Annotated in this window: 18 protein-coding genes; 8 read left to right on the plus strand and 10 right to left on the minus strand. The window is 43.9% G+C overall.

The window, feature by feature from the left end:
- Positions 1 to 150: 150 nt before the first annotated feature.
- Together FAM09_RS01965 and FAM09_RS01970 are read left to right on the plus strand one after the other, a co-directional pair.
- Positions 151 to 1,206, plus strand: a complete 1,056-nt coding sequence (locus FAM09_RS01965) for an NAD(P)/FAD-dependent oxidoreductase (RefSeq protein WP_136575397.1) — start codon at positions 151 to 153, stop codon at positions 1,204 to 1,206.
- Positions 1,207 to 1,301: 95 nt separating this feature from the next.
- Positions 1,302 to 1,727, plus strand: a complete 426-nt coding sequence (locus FAM09_RS01970) for a hypothetical protein (protein ID WP_208025464.1) — start codon at positions 1,302 to 1,304, stop codon at positions 1,725 to 1,727.
- Between the two features lie 3 nt (positions 1,728 to 1,730).
- On the opposite strand, the gene FAM09_RS01975 is transcribed toward FAM09_RS01970, so the two are convergent.
- The 9 genes from FAM09_RS01975 to FAM09_RS02010 all read right to left on the minus strand — a co-directional run bounded on the left by FAM09_RS01975 (position 1,731) and on the right by FAM09_RS02010 (position 10,674).
- Complete coding sequence (locus FAM09_RS01975; protein WP_136575398.1) at positions 1,731 to 2,810, minus strand: hypothetical protein; 1,080 nt, start codon at positions 2,808 to 2,810, stop codon at positions 1,731 to 1,733.
- A gap of 71 nt (positions 2,811 to 2,881) precedes the next feature.
- Positions 2,882 to 4,489 (minus strand): FAD-dependent oxidoreductase, encoded by a 1,608-nt coding sequence (locus FAM09_RS01980; RefSeq protein ID WP_136575399.1) that lies wholly within the window; start codon positions 4,487 to 4,489, stop codon positions 2,882 to 2,884.
- Position 4,490: 1 nt separating this feature from the next.
- A complete protein-coding gene (locus FAM09_RS01985) occupies positions 4,491 to 5,993 on the minus strand; it encodes a polyamine aminopropyltransferase (RefSeq protein WP_136575400.1) in 1,503 nt (500 codons plus the stop codon).
- Between the two features lie 15 nt (positions 5,994 to 6,008).
- A complete protein-coding gene (locus FAM09_RS01990) occupies positions 6,009 to 6,209 on the minus strand; it encodes a DUF350 domain-containing protein (RefSeq protein ID WP_136575401.1) in 201 nt (66 codons plus the stop codon).
- A 33-nt stretch (positions 6,210 to 6,242) separates the two neighbouring features.
- Positions 6,243 to 6,395, minus strand: coding sequence for a hypothetical protein (locus FAM09_RS30595; RefSeq protein WP_153825435.1), 153 nt, complete (start codon positions 6,393 to 6,395; stop codon positions 6,243 to 6,245).
- A gap of 9 nt (positions 6,396 to 6,404) precedes the next feature.
- Positions 6,405 to 8,294, minus strand: a complete 1,890-nt coding sequence (locus FAM09_RS01995; RefSeq protein WP_136575402.1) for a DUF4178 domain-containing protein — start codon at positions 8,292 to 8,294, stop codon at positions 6,405 to 6,407.
- Positions 8,295 to 8,301: 7 nt separating this feature from the next.
- Positions 8,302 to 8,655, minus strand: a complete 354-nt coding sequence (locus FAM09_RS02000; RefSeq protein WP_136575403.1) for an S-adenosylmethionine decarboxylase family protein — start codon at positions 8,653 to 8,655, stop codon at positions 8,302 to 8,304.
- Between the two features lie 196 nt (positions 8,656 to 8,851).
- Complete coding sequence (locus tag FAM09_RS02005) at positions 8,852 to 9,652, minus strand: zinc-dependent peptidase (RefSeq protein ID WP_136575404.1); 801 nt, start codon at positions 9,650 to 9,652, stop codon at positions 8,852 to 8,854.
- A gap of 209 nt (positions 9,653 to 9,861) precedes the next feature.
- Positions 9,862 to 10,674, minus strand: coding sequence for a zinc-dependent peptidase (locus FAM09_RS02010; protein WP_136575405.1), 813 nt, complete (start codon positions 10,672 to 10,674; stop codon positions 9,862 to 9,864).
- Between the two features lie 607 nt (positions 10,675 to 11,281).
- On the opposite strand from FAM09_RS02010, the gene aspS reads away from it, so the two are divergent.
- The 6 genes from aspS to FAM09_RS02040 all read left to right on the plus strand — a co-directional run bounded on the left by aspS (position 11,282) and on the right by FAM09_RS02040 (position 17,287).
- The gene (gene aspS / locus FAM09_RS02015; protein WP_136575406.1) at positions 11,282 to 13,108 is read left to right on the plus strand and encodes an aspartate--tRNA ligase; all 1,827 of its coding nucleotides are present in this window, start codon (positions 11,282 to 11,284) and stop codon (positions 13,106 to 13,108) included.
- A gap of 51 nt (positions 13,109 to 13,159) precedes the next feature.
- Positions 13,160 to 13,660 carry a hypothetical protein gene (locus tag FAM09_RS02020; RefSeq protein ID WP_136575407.1) on the plus strand — a complete coding sequence of 167 codons (501 nt, stop codon included), beginning with the start codon at positions 13,160 to 13,162 and terminating at the stop codon, positions 13,658 to 13,660.
- Positions 13,661 to 13,893: 233 nt separating this feature from the next.
- The gene (locus FAM09_RS02025; protein WP_136575408.1) at positions 13,894 to 15,153 is read left to right on the plus strand and encodes a replication-associated recombination protein A; all 1,260 of its coding nucleotides are present in this window, start codon (positions 13,894 to 13,896) and stop codon (positions 15,151 to 15,153) included.
- 13 nt (positions 15,154 to 15,166) lie between these two features.
- Positions 15,167 to 15,685, plus strand: a complete 519-nt coding sequence (locus FAM09_RS02030) for a GNAT family N-acetyltransferase (protein WP_243751563.1) — start codon at positions 15,167 to 15,169, stop codon at positions 15,683 to 15,685.
- Positions 15,686 to 15,834: 149 nt separating this feature from the next.
- Positions 15,835 to 16,791, plus strand: a complete 957-nt coding sequence (locus FAM09_RS02035; RefSeq protein WP_136575409.1) for a DUF6089 family protein — start codon at positions 15,835 to 15,837, stop codon at positions 16,789 to 16,791.
- An 88-nt stretch (positions 16,792 to 16,879) separates the two neighbouring features.
- Positions 16,880 to 17,287 carry a T9SS type A sorting domain-containing protein gene (locus FAM09_RS02040; RefSeq protein ID WP_136575410.1) on the plus strand — a complete coding sequence of 136 codons (408 nt, stop codon included), beginning with the start codon at positions 16,880 to 16,882 and terminating at the stop codon, positions 17,285 to 17,287.
- Between the two features lie 446 nt (positions 17,288 to 17,733).
- Here the strand turns inward: FAM09_RS02040 and FAM09_RS02045 are convergent, their stop codons facing one another.
- Positions 17,734 to 19,224, minus strand: coding sequence for a RagB/SusD family nutrient uptake outer membrane protein (locus FAM09_RS02045; RefSeq protein ID WP_136575411.1), 1,491 nt, complete (start codon positions 19,222 to 19,224; stop codon positions 17,734 to 17,736).
- Between the last annotated feature and the right edge of the window lie 10 nt (positions 19,225 to 19,234).

Genomic DNA, 19,234 nt, shown 5'->3' on the forward strand with positions numbered 1-19,234 from the left:
TTTGGGAACCGTTATTCCCTGCAACCAGCAACCTGTAACCTGTATTTCTGGTAACTTGTAACCTGAAACCTGTAACAGCCACGCTATTCAAAGACGTTGCAGCCAAACCCTTAGTTTCTTTTCATAAAATTCCTCCATTACATTTGCACCATGCACGTTGACTTTCTACTAATCGGACAAGGTATCTGCGGAACATTCCTGAGCTGGTCTTTACAAAAAGCGGGGTATTCTTTTTTGGTGATCGATGACAATCGCCCGGATGCAGCTTCCAAAGTTGCTGCCGGCATTATAAACCCGGTTACCGGCAGACGCATTGTAAAAACCTGGATGATAGATGAAGTGATGCCTTTTGCCTGGCAGCAATACACCGAACTGGGAAAGCAATTACAGATCACGGCCATTGAACAAAAAGACATCATTGATTTCTTTCCCACCCCGCAAATGAAGCTGGCCTATGAAAAACGATATGCAGAGGACACACAATATCTTTCTTTACAAAACGATCCCGGCGCCTGGAGTAATTTCTTTAATTATGATTTCGGGTATGGCGCCATTACCCCTTGCTACCTGGTAAACTTACCGGAGCTCTTGCCGGCATATCGTCGTTTATTGTTGAGCGGTAACAACCTGCTGGAAGAAAAATTCAATAGCACGCAATTGCAAGTTCAACCAGATAAAGTACAGTATAAAGACATCACGGCGCAACGCATTATTTTTTGCGATGGCATTGCTTCCTTTAACAGTCCCTGGTTTGCCAACCTGCCTTTTGCACCCAACAAGGGTGAAGTATTGCTGGTAGAAGCGAAGGATATGCCTACGCAACATATCTTTAAAAAAGGCATCAACTGGGTGCCCTGGCGTGAGAATATCTTCTGGGTAGGTTCTTCGTATGAATGGGACTTTGCCAGCGATCAGCCTACGGCTGCCTTCCGGGATAGAATGCTGGCCACGCTACAGCACTGGATAAAAGTGCCTATCCGGTTACTGGAACATACAGCGGCTGTACGTCCGGCTACCATTGAACGGCGGCCTTTTATTGGCTTCCATCCTATGCATCCGGCCATCGGTATTTTCAATGGTATGGGTACCAAAGGCTGCTCTTTAGCGCCTTTTTTTGCACCCCAACTAGTACAACATATTCAGCATCAGTTGCCACTGCAACCCGAAGCCGATATACAGCGATTTAAGCGCGTATTATCGAAATAACATATTTTTGCTTCGCCTCGCCGAAGCCCTGGCGCAAGGCGGTAGTGAAGGATCGAAAACGCTTTTATTCAATACAATTGTCAAATTAATTGCCTGTGACGCAGTACGAAAAGGATTTGTATATTATACCAGCCAGGTTCCGGAAAATGGAGAATCTGCACATTCTGTTCTGGCTGATAAAAGATATTTGCTGGTGCATGATCTTTAAGGCATTGGGTATAGCCATGATCTTTCCTACGTTGGCCATTGCAATTTTTATTTCCTGGCGTACCCGGCATATCATGGCCGAGCTCACCCATAATATTGCCATTACCTTATGGATAAGCGCCAACTCCATGTGGATGATCTCCGAGTTTTTCGGTGTAGATGAGCAGGTAAAACCGTACTGCCTTATTCCTTTTTCACTGGGGCTGTTAGTGCTTTTCTATTACTACCTTATATACTCTCCTTTACATAAAAAGAAAGAAGCGGCTACACAGTCGCCTGTCACAGAACAGGTACCGGTAAATAAAGAATCCTGACTATCAGGAACGCTTAAACGGAATATGACCGCGCGATACTTTCCAGATGTAACCATCAATAATGTAGTGCGTAATTTGCGGTAGCGCCAGCAATGGCACCAGTAAGGCCAGCACTTCCTTTGGCGGCTGAAAAGAGAAGGTATAGAAAATACTAAAGGCGCTTTTATGTTCTTTCCAGATCCACGCGTCCCAAAAGCCTTCTTCCACATAAGCCATCACGATCATACTTAGCAGGAACAGCACAATGCCGTACCGGGTGAAGAACCGGGAGATCAGTTTGCCGTAGTTACTACTAGTTCCTGCTTCCGTTTTCTTTTTGCCATACACCCATATCAACGCCATATACGGCACGCCATGCGATACTACATTGAGCAGGGTAAACGCCATATCGCCGTTGTAATAAACAATGCCAAAATACCACGATAAAAAAGTGCCGGCCATCACCAGGTTCCGCGGAACATTCACCTGCTTTTCCTTCACGATAAACACTACTTCTTTCACCAGGTAGGCGGCAATTACCAATAGATATAATATCGTTGCAATTACCAGTAACCACTCAGCCCGGAAATAAACAAAATCACCTTCCACAAACCAGTTAAAATTCCGTGGTGCATTCAAATGCCAATATAATATCGGGAAAACAGTAGCCATATAAATGGCGGTTTGATCAACCCTATAATACCATTTATTAAATAGCTCTTTGCGCGAATAAATACGCATGAACCCATATTGCTGACGAACAAAATGAAAAACAGCGAGGTAAGCCAACACCCGCCAGAAGACCATATCATCAATGGAATACAATATTACCGCCACCACAAAACCCACTACCGGAATACCGATCAAAATATTCTTCTGTTGTTGAAAGGTATCCCTGTCAAAATAAGTACGGTACAAGGTGCTGTACACATGCGCCACATCAATACAAACAATCAAAACGATCCACCAGAAAACAGGAATGCCCTCCCCTGCCCTGAACAGACCGGGCAATAAGAATACAACCAGCAATGAAACAAACGGCGGCGACAGAATAAACAGCCCGTCGAGTTTCATTGAATAGATCCACGGTTGCAATTTCTTCATGGTGATTAGCTTTAGCAGGCTTGTCACGGTTTCTCGCTACAGCGGCACTTCGCCAGGTAACCGCGGCACGCCTACAATGATTTTATAACTGCATCAGCAGCCTGTATGCCCTGGTAAAACCCTTCTTCAAAAATGGAAATCCCGGCCAGATCAGTATGCGCAAAAAATACCTTGTTGTTGATGGGTTGCCCAATGTCATTACGTACCGTACTATGAACAAAATTCACCGTTGGCTGTATCATGGCATGTCCCCACAACATAACATCAATATGTTGAACCGCATCCTGAATATTGCTGTGCGCTCTCTGCAGATCGTGCAGGATCAATTGCGTCCAATCAGTATGTTTCAGAGAAAGCGCGTGCTTACGTTCAGCGGCGGCATTACTTTTGGTTAACGGCAGGTAATAAGTAAGTACTTTGTCGGGCACGTGTTGCTGCAGCAACTGGTGTGTGGCTTCCACATAGCCCAACGATTCGCTATCGTACAGAACATTATCCCAGCACAATCCTTCTCCCTGCCGTTCCGCTAATTCTTTCACGGTTATATTGGCCACCATCCAGGGCGAGTAAGAAAAATGCCGATGGAGCATTGATTGCCGTTCGTTGTTCTTTATTAATCGTTGCGCTACAAATTGCGGTGCTGCTATAATACATTTCCGGGCGGTGATCTTTTTTAATCGTTTGGCAGGTACATCCAGGTACACCACATCAACACCGGTGCTTGTTTCTTCAACACCTGTTACCAGGCTATTCACTTTAACGTTTTCTGAATATCCTTTTTGTAATTGCTGCGCCAGCCAGGCATTGCCTTGCGGCCAGGTGATCACATCCTGGTGTTCGGCATTGGCCGCTTTGCCTTTGCGACCGGCAAAATAATGGATACCAGCCCAGGCCGATGCTTCATCGTACCGCGTGCCAAAATCATCGCGCGTACAATAATTACAATACCAGTGCAGGTAGTTGGAAGTATACCCATTCTGCAGCAACCATGCCTTCATGGTTATCTGGTCCAGTTGCACATATTGCGTATCCTTTGACGAATTATTGACCGGAATGGCAAATGCATCTTTTCCATCGGTACCTTTTGCATACCGGAACGTTTCCATTTGTTCCAGGAACCGTTTTATCTGTTCTTGCTCTTCATTGGGCACGCCTATATGCGGCACCAACCCGGCCTGCCAAACGCCATTTATGTATAGCCGTTCTTCCGGCGCAAAGCAAAGGTGATATTCGTTATATTCAGGTAATCCTGCAGCATTATAACCGGTAATTACATTACACTCCTGTAGAAAAGACAGGTATTCGGTAAGATCATTATTGGGAACCGGAATGTAATGTGCGCCCCAGGGATAGTGGCAGATTTTGTTTTGTCCGCTGGCCGCATTACCCCCAACCTGTTTTTCCAGGTCGAACAATACAAAATTATTGATGCCCTTCTTTCGCAGCCACCGCGCAGCCGATAAGCCGCTGATACCGCCGCCTGCAATTACGACATCCGTTGAACCGGCATGTTCCGGTGTATCGTTCAACACGCCATCCCGAAGTAAATGCCCAACAGCCGCAGCGGCGCCAACGATCTCACCCGGTATTTGCTTTGCTGATCGTACAGCACAGCCCGGCAGCAACAAACCCGTTCCGGCCAGTGTAGACAAACTTTGTATAAAGCGGCGACGATGCATATTATTCAAGGTAAGCGTTCCATTCCTCTTCAAAATAATTTACCAATACCTGGTTGTTCAATTTGTTTACGGCCAGCGGTTGTTTTGTGCGCATATCCTGCGGGAAGACAAACATTTGCTGTGCAATGTCGGAACTCAGGAATTTTAATCCGGGCAACCAGGATACAGGTACGGTGTACGAAGGACGTTTAAATGCCAGGATGTATCCCCACTCACCAAATGAAGGCACCAGGTTATGATAAGGTGCCGTATGAAAGCCAACAGAACGGATGGTTTCATCGATACACCAGAATGATTTAGGCGCCACGTAAGGCGAGGTAGATTGTATAACCGCTACGCCGGAATCGGCTAATGCCTTTTGTAAGAGCCGATAAAACGTATTGGAGTATAATTTACCTATAGAAAAATTAGAGGGATCTGGAAAATCAATTACAATAAAATCGTATTTAGTTGAATTGTTTTTTAAAAACATAAAGGCATCTTCATTCAACACTTTTACTTTGGCATTTTTCAATGAACCCTGATTCAGTTCCATCAAGATGCTGTTCGATGAAAACAATTGCGTCATTTTTTCATCCAGGTCAACCAACGTGACCGAAGTAACAGAAGGGTACTTTAGTATTTCGCGAACAGCCAGCCCATCGCCACCGCCTAACACCAGCACCTGGCGGGGTTGTTGTAAAGCCTGTAACCCGGGATGGATGAGCGCTTCATGGTAACGGTATTCATCGGCCGAACTGAATTGCAGGTTACCATTCAGGAACAACCGCAACTCCCGTTTATTTTTTGTGAGCACAATTCGTTGATAGGGCGAAGACGTAGCGAAAATAACATGGTCGTTATAGGTAAGCGTTTCAGAATAATTTAAAATGCGCTCCGAAAAAACAAACGCCACCAGTTGTGTTATCAGTATTAAAATGGCAGTCGCTTTAACAGCACTGATCCGGCGGATCTCTTTTCCAAATTGCATGGCGAGGAAAAAGCCAACCAGTACGTTTAGTATCCCAAAAAACAAAGAAGTCCGGATCAATCCCAGGTGAGGCACAAGGAGCAATGGGAAGATGAGCGCTGCCAGTAAAGCGCCAATGTAATCAAAAGTAAACACCCGCGATACCAGTTCTTTGAATTCTACCTTGTCTTTCAGGATCCGCATCAGCAATGGTATTTCTAACCCAACCAGTGTACCGGTAAAAAATACCAGCGCATATAATATAAGCCTGAAAGAGGAGGCAACCGGAAATAAAATAAATAACAATGGTGCACTGAATCCACCGATCATTCCCACCATTAACTCAATTTGAATAAACCAGCGCAACAGGTTCCGGGTAAAATAGCGGGAAAGAAAAGCGCCCACTCCCATGGAGAAAAGGTAAACGCCAATGATGGTGGAAAACTGGGTAACAGAGTCGCCTAACAGGTAACTCGCCAGCGTACCCGCTACCAGTTCATAGATCAGTCCACAGGTAGCAATCACAAACACCGCCAGTAACAACAACAATTGCATAATGTAGTAGAATGATTAATGAACAGCGGAGGCAATAATGATAGCAATCGAAAGCATAAAGAATCCGGCGACAATAGCCAACGCCATGTTCTGCTTTTCCACTACTTCTTTCCATAAGTTATGCCGGGGTGTTAACATTTCGACGATCCAGAACGCAATCACCAAAATGGCGATCCCTAAAAAGCTGTACAAAATAGAGTTTACTATTGGGTGCATTACAATTGGTTTTGATGATGAATAGTAATTTGATTATTTATGATAGCCAGGCCCGCCAGCATTCCACTGTTGCTGGCTGTTGAATGTAAATATCCGGTAGCCCGAATAGTTGGCATACATCATGCCGCCTGCCATCAACAGGGCCCAGATAAAAAACCAGCTTAATTTTTTGTACTCTTTAAACATAATGCTTAATTATTGGTGATAAAAAGGACTGTTTTGCCAGCGCCTTCCTTCTCTGATAACTGCAAGGACCAATACGGCCAATAACGGCAGCAAAGCGAATAAAACGAAAATAAAGAAGTTGCGCCACATGGGTACGTCATAGGTTGCCTTCAATGAAAAGGTTTCAATGTTACCCGGTCCTTTTGACGGGTCGATCCGCAGAAAATAGTTGCCGGCCGGTATGGCATTCATCAAAACATCTCCACTGCTGCTACCCTCGGTCCAATACTCTCCGCCATCATAGCCGCTATACATCTCCACGCCATTTTCCACAGCATATTCGTTTCCGTTATCTGCATTGACCAGAGTAATTGCCGTTTCGAACCAACTATTATTTATTGGCGCAGAGATATGAAACTCCAAATTTGCCCGCCATTTATCCAGTTTAAATGGGGGCGTTACAATAGGCGGTATCTCCGGGGTACCTGGCAACACGAACATATTTTCATAAACTACCTGCTCCCGGTTATATGTTATGGAGAACAGGAATAACAACAAAAAAACAAGCAATATTCCCGCCCCGCCCCGTAAAAGCAGACTTAAACCCACCATCCCAGGTGCAGGCTGAACAGCACCCACGCCCACTTTGAATGGCAGGCTAATGTCTTTTCCAAATGCCGCATACAATTCACTCCTTGAAATATGCTTTCCCTGAAACCAGCACAAGCCGCTGTCATGTAATTCGCGCGCCCAGATTTCAGGTGGCGCAATCCATTCTTTGCAATTCGGTTTTTTATTATCAAATACATTCCCGGGAAATTCGCCGCGGCTATCTACAACAGAATACCGGTATTGATTATACAGCTTGAAAACTTTACCATCATAGTCAAACTGCATTGTTTTGTTGTTTGTGATTACAGGCGCATGCCCTGTTTCCTGCAGAAAAATCCAATGGCCGTTGAATTCAGATAAATACGCATAGCCCTGGATGGGATTAAACAAGGTATATTCGCGCCATTTGTACGACTCATCGTCTTCCTTTTCCATAAACCCAACTACCTGGTATTGAATTCCCCTGATAACACCTGTTGCATGCAATGGAATGGCTGGCGATTTATTTAATCCTATTCTGCGTTTAAACTTCCTTTCCCCGTTTTCAAACGTATAAGAAGCGCCACAGCTGGTACAGGTATATGAATTGGCAAGGGGCCACGAATACAACCTGGTAACTTCATTACAGGTAGAACAGGAAAGTTCTTTAGTTACCGTACCTATAACCAGGCTGCGTGCATTTTTAAATGCAAAATCAGGGAATGGAACATAGTGAATGCGAAAGGTTATATAGCTTCCCTTATTATTTTCAATAAGTGCAAGCCGGCCTCCCCTCTGGGCAGCTACTTCCAACCTGGTGAATTTGCCATCATCGTCGAATAGCCAGGTTTCGCCTTCCACTTCCATGTATTCACAGGTAGTTTTTCGTTCGAGGGTATACTGTTTGCCGGCAATTAATTCCGCCGTTTCTGATCCGTAATCCAGCGCCGCAACCCGGGAAAAAGCGATATTTCTTTCCAACGTGGTCTTTTCATACACAGCAAACTGGCCGCAGTTCTCAACAAGCATCATTATTCCACCATCATCAAAATACATGGTCCAGTTGTTGGTAAACCCATCAGCAAAAACACACCGCAGCCGGCCAATGATCTCAAATTTTTTACCGCTCCATTCGCCTTGTGTACCTATTTGAATGGGCGTAACCTCATCTTTTGCAATCAGCAGGTTGACCCGTTGTGCCAAATGGCCATCCGCCGGTTTTTTAACCGGGGCAAAACAATGCGAACAGACAATTACATTGGTATCAGCACATCTGTACGTCAACGGCAGGTTGCAATCAGGACAAGTATGTATGCCAGTTATACTCATGGTAGCATCAGCGTTTTATTTGTTGGCAGGATATAACTTCGGCGCCAAAGAATTGAATGATCTCTTCAAATATTTGTTGTCCGGTTTTGTCGTTATTACGCTGGTAGTTGGATAAATAGATATCCATATTTATGCGTTCGTATTCAGGCCAGCTATGCAATGAAATATGCGATTCGCTGAGGCAAATTACGGCGGTGTAACCGGCCGGATCAAAATCATGGTACACTTCGCCTAATTTATTCAACCCATACTTATTAATTTGAATATTCAACAACTGCTGTACAAACGAAGATCTTTCAAGCAATTCTTTCCTGGAAGAGGAAAATTCGGCAATGATGTGTAAACCAGGTCGGTAATTCATATTGGGTTAGTTCCGGTTGATAAAACTATATAGAAATTAGTAGGCGGCAAAACCAAAATATTACATCAACCAGAAAATGCAGTGAACGGCGATGGATCCTGTTCAAAAAAAAATGTCGAATGCGCTCCTTTAAATCAGGATACATTCGACATACAAAACACAATACTCAATATTAGGCAACAAGTAAAATAGTGCGCTAGGCAGCCAGTTTATTTATATTCAATAATCCAATCGGGTCCTGACGAAGTAAAGAACTCATTGCAACATACAGCTCCGGCATTTCGTGGCGCATACGAATGGGATTCTCAAAAAATACTTCCACGCTCACCGCCCAAAATTCGTGGTAGTTAGTGCCTGCATAATCGCCGAGTAAATTCTTTGAGCCGGTTTGCATGCTCTCGAAAATTGGCCGGGCAACTTTTGAGAAGTTCTTGAATTCTTTTTTAAAGTGCTTGTCTTCCTCTGTCTGGGAAATGAAGTTTACATAAGCCAGCGCATGGCCCATTTCATGCAATCCCATATTGCAATTGGGCGTGAGTCCTTTCAATCCTTTAATAAAATTATCCCACGACAAATAAATGCCGCTGTGATCAACGTGCCCCTGAAACGGACGTGAATAAAATCCGTAATGATAATCGTCCTTCAGTACGTAGATATCCTTAAAATAATTGAACAGGTACTTTTCAAGGCCGAAAGTCAATTGCACCGCAACGGCACTGATAAGGATGGGCATTTCGGCGCCTTCTTCCACTTCGATATAATGGAATTTTTTGGCTTTCTTAAACAAATACGTCCTGAACAGGAACCTGTGCTGATCCTCGACAGGCAGCCTGTTATAGTGTTTCAGGTGTTGTGCAACAATAGTGTGGTAAACAGTTTCCTGACCAAGAAATAGCTTATACTGCCTTTTTTCATACAAGTAATTGTACCACTTGATAACAGGACCCTGCAAAACGATGATGCCGAAGACCACCAGAAAAATGATCAAAATCTCCATAAGGCTCTATTTTTCTTTCGTAAATGACGTGGACCGGGATCAGATCAACAGAGATGGTTTTCAAATAGAGATGGATCAGTACGGCTTTCAGGGATTCTGGGGAATGGCAATTAAAGGGTGGTGATCATTAGAGGGTAAATCCGGGTACAAAGTATAAAGAAAATTTTAAAAAAGGAAGCCCCAGGGGGAAATTTATATATCTGTCAGCACTAGGCGTATACTTCCTGCACAGGCTGCAGCAGTAAACCGGGTTTTAACAGATCCTGATTCAACAATTTACATATAGCTTCATATAATTCAGGAAGTTGCATTTTAAACGCTTCCGGCCTTTCGAAAAAGTTCTCTACACAAACCGCCCAAAACTCCTGGTAGTTGGTAGCCGCATAACTTCCCAGCATATTCATTTCCCCGGCTTTCATGCGGTTAAATACCTGCCGCCCGGTTATCGTAAACCGCATAAACCGGATCTGAAACGCTTCATCTTCCCCATCATGCACCGTAAAATTTACGTACGCCAGGGCGTGAGCCATCTCATGTAATGCAACATTATCGCCATCGGAATAGTTCGCGTAAGACCTTAAAAAATTATTCCACGAAAGATAAATACCATCGTCACTTACATGGCCCTGGAACGGCACATTAAATAACCCGAAATGGTAATCCCGTTTCATTATATAGATCTTGTCAAAATGGTCCATGAGGTAATGCTGCAGGCCAAATGTGAGTTGTATTGCAGCGGCACTGATCAAAAGCGACATGTGCTCTTCTTCCAGCATTTCTACAAACTCAAATTTTTTGGTACTCTTGAAAATGAGGGCCCTTTTCAGGAAGCGTTCCCGCTGTGCTGCATCTAAATTGCGGTAGTAAGGAATATACTGTTGTAAAATGGCATCGTATGATTGCTTTTTTCGGTCATACAATTCTTTCACCTTTTGGGCCCGATAAAAGTTGCGAATGTAATGCGCCAGCGAAAGACCGCCTATAACCACTACAACCAGTAAAAAGAAAATTCCGGAATCCATTATATGATATTGGTAATTGAGCTCCTTATTTTGTTACCAGTCTGCGCAACTTCTTCCCTAAAAACCTGTTATCCATTGCAAAACAATAACATCCAGGGCAGAAAAATAAATAAAATTACCTAACAAAATGCTAAACGCTGAATGCTTAACGCCTAACGCATGGTGTCAAATTCAGATTTCCACTTTCCCCGCTCAACCGGTTCCGGGCGGGCGTTTTGCCGGCCCCTGCCTGCCGGCAGGTTCCGCGTTTTGCGTTTTGCGTTCTGCATTCAGCGTTTTAGAAATAAAAAAAACCAAAATTCTGCCAGATTTTGAAAATCAAGCTCCTGGAAATCGATCCATTACCTTCCAGGCATATGAAAGCATACCCGTTTTGAATTACCTTTGCCACCCGCTAAAGAGCGGGAAATACCCAATCACAAATAACAAATCAAAAAAAAATCCAAAATACCGGATCGCAATTAACAAAAACCGCGTATTGGGTTCCTGGTTCTAAAATTTTTGGATCTTGGAATTTTAGATTTTTTTAGATCTTGGGGTTTGGTTCTTGGGATTTCAATTTGGTTCTTGAAATTTGTTTTTTTTGAGATTTATAAAATATTATAGGATGTACAGAACTCATACCTGTGGAGAATTAAGGATCGCCCAAACCGGGCAACAGGTTACACTGGCCGGCTGGGTACAAACCATTAGAAAGTTTGGCAGCATTACTTTTATTGACCTGAGAGACCGTTATGGCATTACCCAGTTGCTATTGGGTGAAGAACTGAATAATCAGCTCGACCAGCAACCGCTGGGTCGTGAGTTTGTATTACAGGCTACAGGTGTTGTTTCTGAACGCAGTAATAAAAATCCCAATTTGCCAACCGGTGATATTGAAATTAAAATAGCATCGTTTACAATTCTTAATAAATCAGTAACACCGCCCTTCACCATCCAGGACGATACCGATGGCGGCGACGACCTGCGCATGAAATTCCGCTACCTCGATCTGCGCCGGAACCTGGTGAAAAAGAACCTCGAGCTGCGGTATGCCGTTAACCGGGCTGCCCGCAATTACCTGCACGAGAATAATTTCATGGATATCGAAACACCCTTCCTGATAAAATCTACTCCCGAAGGGGCGCGTGACTTTGTGGTGCCATCCCGTATGAACCCCGGTCAGTTTTATGCTTTACCGCAGTCACCGCAAACCTTCAAGCAATTATTGATGGTGAGCGGCTACGACCGGTATTACCAGGTGGTGAAATGTTTTCGCGATGAAGACCTGCGTGCCGACCGCCAGCCGGAATTCACCCAGATCGATTGCGAAATGAGCTTTGTTGAACAGGAAGATATTTTGAACATGTTTGAAGGCATGATCAAACATATTTTCAAGGCTGTGAAGGGCATTGAAGTTACCGAGAAAGTGCAACGCATGACCTGGGAAGACGCCATGTGGCAGTATGGAAACGACAAACCCGACATTCGCTTCGGCATGCAGTTGCTCAATATAAAATCGGCCTTCAACAAAGATGGCAAATTGCCTGCAGCCGGCGAACTGATAGCCGGAAATGATTTTAAAGTGTTTAACGAGGCTGAAACCGTGCTGGCCATTGCCGTACCCGGCTGTGCAGAGTATACCCGCAAACAAACCGACGAGCTCACGGAGTGGGTAAAACGCCCCCAGATCGGTATGCAGGGCCTGGTATTCATTAAATGTAATGCCGACGGTACTTATAAAAGCAGCGTAGATAAATTTTTTACAGAAGATAAACTGAAAGCCATTGCCGATGCCGCTAGCGCCAAAGCAGGCGACCTGGTGCTGATACTGGCCGGTGCAGAAGAAAGGACCCGCAAAGCCACGAGCGAATTGCGGTTGGAAATGGGCGAACGCCTGGGCCTGCGCAAAAAAGAAGAATTTAAATTATTGTGGGTGCTCGACTTCCCGCTGTTCGAATACAGTGAAGAAGATAATCGCTGGGTAGCGCGTCACCATCCATTCACCTCACCCAAGCCCGATCATATAGACATTATGATCAAAAACAGCCCGGTGATTGACAATGCGGCTGAGTATTTAAAACATCCGTATGCTAACATTAAGGCCAATGCGTACGACATGGTGTTGAATGGTAATGAAATTGGCGGCGGTTCTATTCGTATTTTCCAGCGCGACCTGCAGGAAAAAATGTTCGCCGCCCTGGGCATGAGCCAGGAAGAAGCCATGCACAAATTTGGCTTTTTGCTGGGTGCTTTTGAATACGGTGCGCCGCCGCATGGTGGTATTGCCTACGGGTTCGACCGCTTATGCGCTATTTTGGGCGGCAGCGAAAGCATTCGCGACTTTATTGCCTTCCCCAAAAACAACAGTGGGCGCGACGTAATGCTCGATGCCCCCAGCGCCATCGATCAAAAGCAGTTCGATGAATTACAGATCAAACTGAATTTGCAATAGAATATTTTTTGAACTACTTTAAAGTCCCTCTATCCGGGGGACTTTTTTTTTATGAAAGGACTCACCACTTTTTGGAAAATATTCAGGGCCGTTTGCATTGTGCAACTGGTACTGGTGGCATTTCTGGGCGTACAGGCATTCGCGATGTTATTTTATAAAAGTAATATCCTGGTACGCTGCATAGATCTTGCTGCCTATACCCTGGTGTTCCTGTTTGTTTATCACGGGTTATCAATACTGAACTATAATTACCCCGATGTTCCCCTGAGTCCCAGGCAAAAGCGCGTATTCAATATACTATACCTGATCAACTTTATATTGATCGCTTATTTATTTGCCCAGGTAGTGAATACCTGGTGGATGGTGCACATTGTATTTGACTCTGAAATTCAGAAAAACAATAACTGGGTTATGGCAACCGCGGTTTTGTTGCTTTCATGGTTTATTTTCCTCATACATCTTGCTTTTTTGGCGGGTATGTTCAGGCTACGGCGGTTCATTCATCAAAATACCGTTGGCAGTTGGTACGAACAATTTGACCAGAAGCCATAATACCCGTACCAGTAAGATCATTGGCATTCTTAAAGGAGAACGTTCGGTAAGAAATGGTTTGATGGCTTTATTGTTTGATGGTTGGGATTACCGATTTATGAACAGTTTCATTAAGACATCTCGCAATCCCGAATAAAATTCCTCCTTTTAATCGAAGCGAAGGCAGCCATCTGCCAATTCAGCAATCATTCAAATTTCACTAACTTGAGGCTGTATTATTTCTTCCCATAATTATGGAAGCAACACCACTTGCAGAACGGTTACGCCCCAATACGTTGAATGAACTGGCGGGTCAGGAGCACCTCACCGGTAAAGGAAGCATTTTGCGAACAGCTATTGAACAGGAAAAAGTGCCTTCGATGATCTTATGGGGACCACCCGGCACCGGAAAAACTACCATTGCCAATATCATAGCCCAAACGTTACAGGTTCCATTCTACACGCTCAGCGCTATTAGCTCGGGCGTAAAAGAAGTTCGTGAAGTAATTGCAGAGGCGAAAGAAAAAGAACGGGCCATTTTATTCATCGACGAAATACACCGCTTTAATAAAGGACAACAGGACGCGCTGTTAGGCGCCGTTGAAAAGGGGATTGTTACGCTCATTGGCGCTACTACAGAGAATCCTTCTTTTGAAGTAAACAGCGCGTTGCTCAGTCGCTGCCAGGTATATGTATTAAAGCCATTGCAGGAAGAAAGTCTGGTAAAATTATTACAACATGCCATTGCCAAAGATCCGCTGCTGCAAAAAAAACATATTGAGCTAAAGGAAACAGCGGCCCTCATCACCATTTCAGGCGGCGACGCCCGCAAATTATTGAACCTGCTGGAACTCGTGGTTGATGCACTGGGCGAAACAGCCGTAGTGACCGACGATGCTGTTATGGAAATTGCCCAGCAACGGATTGCGCTGTATGATAAAAGCGGCGAGCAACACTATGATATCATCTCTGCATTCATTAAAAGTATGCGCGGCAGCGATCCCAACGGTGCCGTATACTGGCTGGCAAGAATGATAGAAGGCGGCGAAGATGTAAAATTTATTGCCCGCCGCATGTTGATACTGGCCAGTGAAGATATAGGCAATGCCAACCCTACGGCATTGGTACTGGCCAATGCAACTTTTGAAGCAGTAGATAAAATAGGATATCCTGAAGCAAGAATTATTTTATCGCAATGCGCCGTTTACCTGGCAACCTCGCCCAAAAGCAATGCTTCGTATGTGGCCATTAATGATGCTATAGCTGCAGTGCGCGAACACGGCGACCTTCCCGTACCATTGCACATTCGCAATGCACCCACCAGCCTGATGAAAAAGCTCGATTACGGCAAAGGATATAAATACTCGCACGATTATGAGGGCAATTTTTCGAACCAGGAATATTTGCCGCCACCACTTACCGGCCGCAAGTTTTATTCACCAGGTAAAAATGCCCGCGAAGAAGAATTAAGAAAATACCTGAAGAACCTTTGGAAAGATAAGTACGGATATTAATAGTGATAGCAACATGCTACACGCTAATATGTACTACTTACCAACTTTTACTAACAACATACTATTGATACAAGTGAACGATATAACCTTTACATATAAATCATTTAGCGAACTCACACCTTATGAGTTGTATGCTATTTTACAATTGCGCAGTGAAGTATTTGTTGTTGAACAAAATTGTGTTTTTCAGGATGCAGATAATAAAGACCAGGTGTCATTGCATGTAATGGCCTGGAAAAACGATTTATTAGCGGGATATACACGCCTGGTACCAGCAGGAGTTGCATACGAAGAACCATCAATTGGTCGTGTTGTTACATCGCCGAAAGTTAGGCAAACAGGCATCGGAAAACTACTAATGCAATACTCCATTCGTACAACATACAATGTGTGGGGGAAAACTACGATAACTATTGGAGCGCAATTTTACCTCCGTAATTTCTACACTTCACTGGGATTTAAACAATGCAGCGACATTTATCTTGAAGATGGTATTCAACACATTAAGATGTTTCTACCAGATAACAGTTGAAAACAGTAGACTAAAACACTTATTTGAATATTTTTTTAAATGCTGCACACAAAAAAAGAACAATTCTGCGTTTATTGTATGTGTGACTGGCGTTTACTATTTTAGCGCCGGATTTCTCTGACCGTCTGAAAACTAAATCTGATATTCTCATGAAACAAATTTTACACTCTGTATGGAGGTGTAGCTTGCTCTTACTGGTTGGTGCAGGCACTTGCATTTCTTCTTTTGGCCAGTACACCGAAAGTTCCTCCGTTATCGAAGTAGGCATTTCTGTTGGCCCCTCCAACTTCCTTGGCGACCTGGGTGGTAACGCCGGACGAGGCACCAAGTTTATCAAAGACAACAACTTTCCGATGACCAAATTTATTTTTGGCGCATACCTTACTTATCAGCCGAATGAATGGCTGGGTTTCAGATTAGCGCTCAACAGAGGTACATTGGGAGGTGATGATGCTATCATCAAAGGTAAAGGTGGTTTGGAAGAAGCCCGCAAATACCGCAACTCAAACTTCCGCTCGCGGATAACCGAAGGAATGGTGCTGGCAGAATTTTATCCAACCGTTTTCCTGGAAAACGATCCTTCTGATGTTTTTGGAAGACTCAGACCTTATTTGGTAGGCGGTGTTGGTTTTTTCCATTTTAATCCGCAAGGCACTGATCCGCTGACTAAAGAGTGGGTTGATCTGAAACCTTTGCACACCGAAGGACAAGGTTTTGCAGAATATCCTGGCCGTAAAGAATATAAATTAACACAATTGAACATTCCTTTAGGCTTTGGTGCAAAATATTTCCTCAGCGAAAGTGTTAACGTATCCCTGGAAATTCTTCACAGAACTACGTTTACTGATTATATTGATGACGTAAGTACTACTTATATTGACCCTGCTACTTTCTATGCTCATTTACCGCTGGCACAGGCACAACTGGCTGCAAGAATGGCTAATAAGAGTGGAAACTATGGCGCTACTACTCCATATGCAGTTGGTTCAAAAAGAGGAACCGCAACCAATAATGACGCATATTTCTCTATGAACGTAAAATTAGGTTTCAGATTAGGCAGAGGAAACAGTTATGGCAGCTCAACCCGTTGTCCGGTTAGATTCTAAATAGTTACAATTTCCGTATTCAAGATATCGTTGATCCGTACCCTTTTGAAAACTTTTTGGCCTCTAACGAGGTAGCAATTTCGAACCCATGATCACTAGCGAAACCGTAGGAAAGTATTGTCGTACCCTTAAAATCTCTGTGCTGTTAACAATAGCATTATTGTTGACAGGCGCACATACCTCCATCGGTTGTCCATTACCAGTACCTACTTATTCTACTGATACAATCCTGGTACAAAAACAAATTACCAGTAAAAAGCACAGGATCAAGTTGTATCCGAACGCTGAGCACGATGTGCTGTTCTTTAGTGTGCGTGGATCTGAGGGGAAAGTATACCAGCTATTTTTATTTGACGTTGCAGGACATCTGATCAGGCAAGCGAATATTAAAAGCAAGCAAACCACTGTTATCGACAACATTGAAAAAGGCAGTTACCTGTTCGAAGTATTCAGTGATGATGAACGGATCGAGAATGGGCAGGTGATCATAAGATAAATCCGTTGCCGGAAACGGCAACGACAACAAAGCTCTTTGCAACCACAACTTATAAACCAATAAGCTGCAGGGAAATTAGTAAAATCCATATATCCGGTTGAGTCAAAACCTGATCCGTTCCCTATTTTTAAGTACCCTGAAACACAAAGATTTTATTAATCACTCCCTGCGCTTGCTTATTGGCTTAAAAATTCTTCTGGTTAATTCCAGTATCCTCAGTAGCCGGCGATGAACAATTGCCGGCTACTTGTTTTTATGCCCATAGCTAAACACGCAACGCCTAACACCCGGCTCGCGCTTATGCCACATCTACAATAATTACAGGAACTTTATTCTGCCTTTTGCATTCAGCGTTCAGCCTTTAGCATTCTGCCTTCACCTTTCTGCATTAAAAAAGGGCAGGCATTTACGCCAACCCTTTTTGCGATAATTATTTTGTTCCTGTATCAATAGCCATCGTTTTGCTGAATACCTTTATTTACCAATACTTCATCATAAGGAATGGGAAATACAATATTCCTGGTTGCTGGCGATACCACAACACTCTTAACGATCACACTGTTGGCATCCTGCGCCTGCGGTTTGGTAAACGTTCTTTTCAACCGGTACAGGTCCCAGAACCGATAACCTTCAAAAGCCAGCTCTTTCTGCCGCTCGGTTAAAATAGATTCCAGCACGGCAGCACCGGTTGTTGTATAGCCTGCAAAGGAAGGATCTCTTTTTTGAGCTACCATATTCACATACTTCAATGCATTTGTTTCATCACTCGTATTATAGCAGGCTTCAGCTAGGATCAGCAACACATCTGCATAGCGAACAACCTTTACATCGTCATAAGAGATCGTGTTGATGGGATACTTAGTTACATAATAAGCAGTCCCTAATTGTCCGGTCCTTGTTGAAGGGTTGTACAGGCCTCTGCGTACATCAGTGGCCGCATAAGAGTCGTACAACGCTTTTGTAGCCAGAATATCCCCGTAACTGCCTGTAGGCTTCGGAACATATAAATTTGCCAGGGTGCCGTCAGAAACGCTGTTATTGGCGTCTGAGGTCACTTCAAACATGGTCTCCACTTTATCCTGACGCGGAGCCGTACCAGCCCAATAACCAACCAGTGCGGTGCTGGCAATTAATGAGTAACCGCCGTTATTCACCACATCCAGCGCTGCTGTTTTTGCCGCAGCCCAGTTACCCATATGCTGGTATACCCGCGCCAGCAATGCTTCTATAACATATTTTGTTACAAAAGAAGTATTCACAGCACGGGTAGCACCGGTTGAAAGGAAGGTCATGGTTGAACCAAGGTCATACTTTGCCAGTGAATACGCCCTATTCAGATCAGAAAGGATCTGGGCATACACTTTTGAAATAGTATCGCGGGCAGGTTTTATGCTTTGATTAAACTCCAGCACAATTGGAACACCTGGCTTGTTTTCATTACCAACGTAGGGTAAAGCAAAATTCCTTACCAGGTCAAAATAGATCATCCCGCGCAGTGCATACGCTTCTGCATATAGCTGGCTGATATTATCGTTGCTGATGGCCAGGTTCGAATTGATGATGAGGTTGGTATTTTTTATAGCCGCATAACTGTTTTGCCAGATGGCGCTTGGATAACCATTGGTTTTATCCATGTCGTAGTTGTTAAAACCAGTGTACCTTCCCGAGTTCTGCGTTGATAAAAACGCATTATCCGACATCAGATCGCCTTTGATAGCAAACGTTCTTCCATAGAAATCGGTAGCGCGAAGTGAAGAATACATGCCTACTACAGCCGTATACATACTTGCCTCATTGGTCACTGCGCTGGTTGCCGGAACGGCAGTATAAGGCGTTTGGTCGAGAAAAGATTTTTTACATGAAGTACCTGCTATTGCCAGCGTACCTAAAGCCAACAGGTATATTTTATAATTGATGGATAACATCCGATTTTTCATTACAACTGAT

Source organism: Niastella caeni, from assembly GCF_004834005.1.
Classification (GTDB): domain Bacteria; phylum Bacteroidota; class Bacteroidia; order Chitinophagales; family Chitinophagaceae; genus Niastella; species Niastella caeni.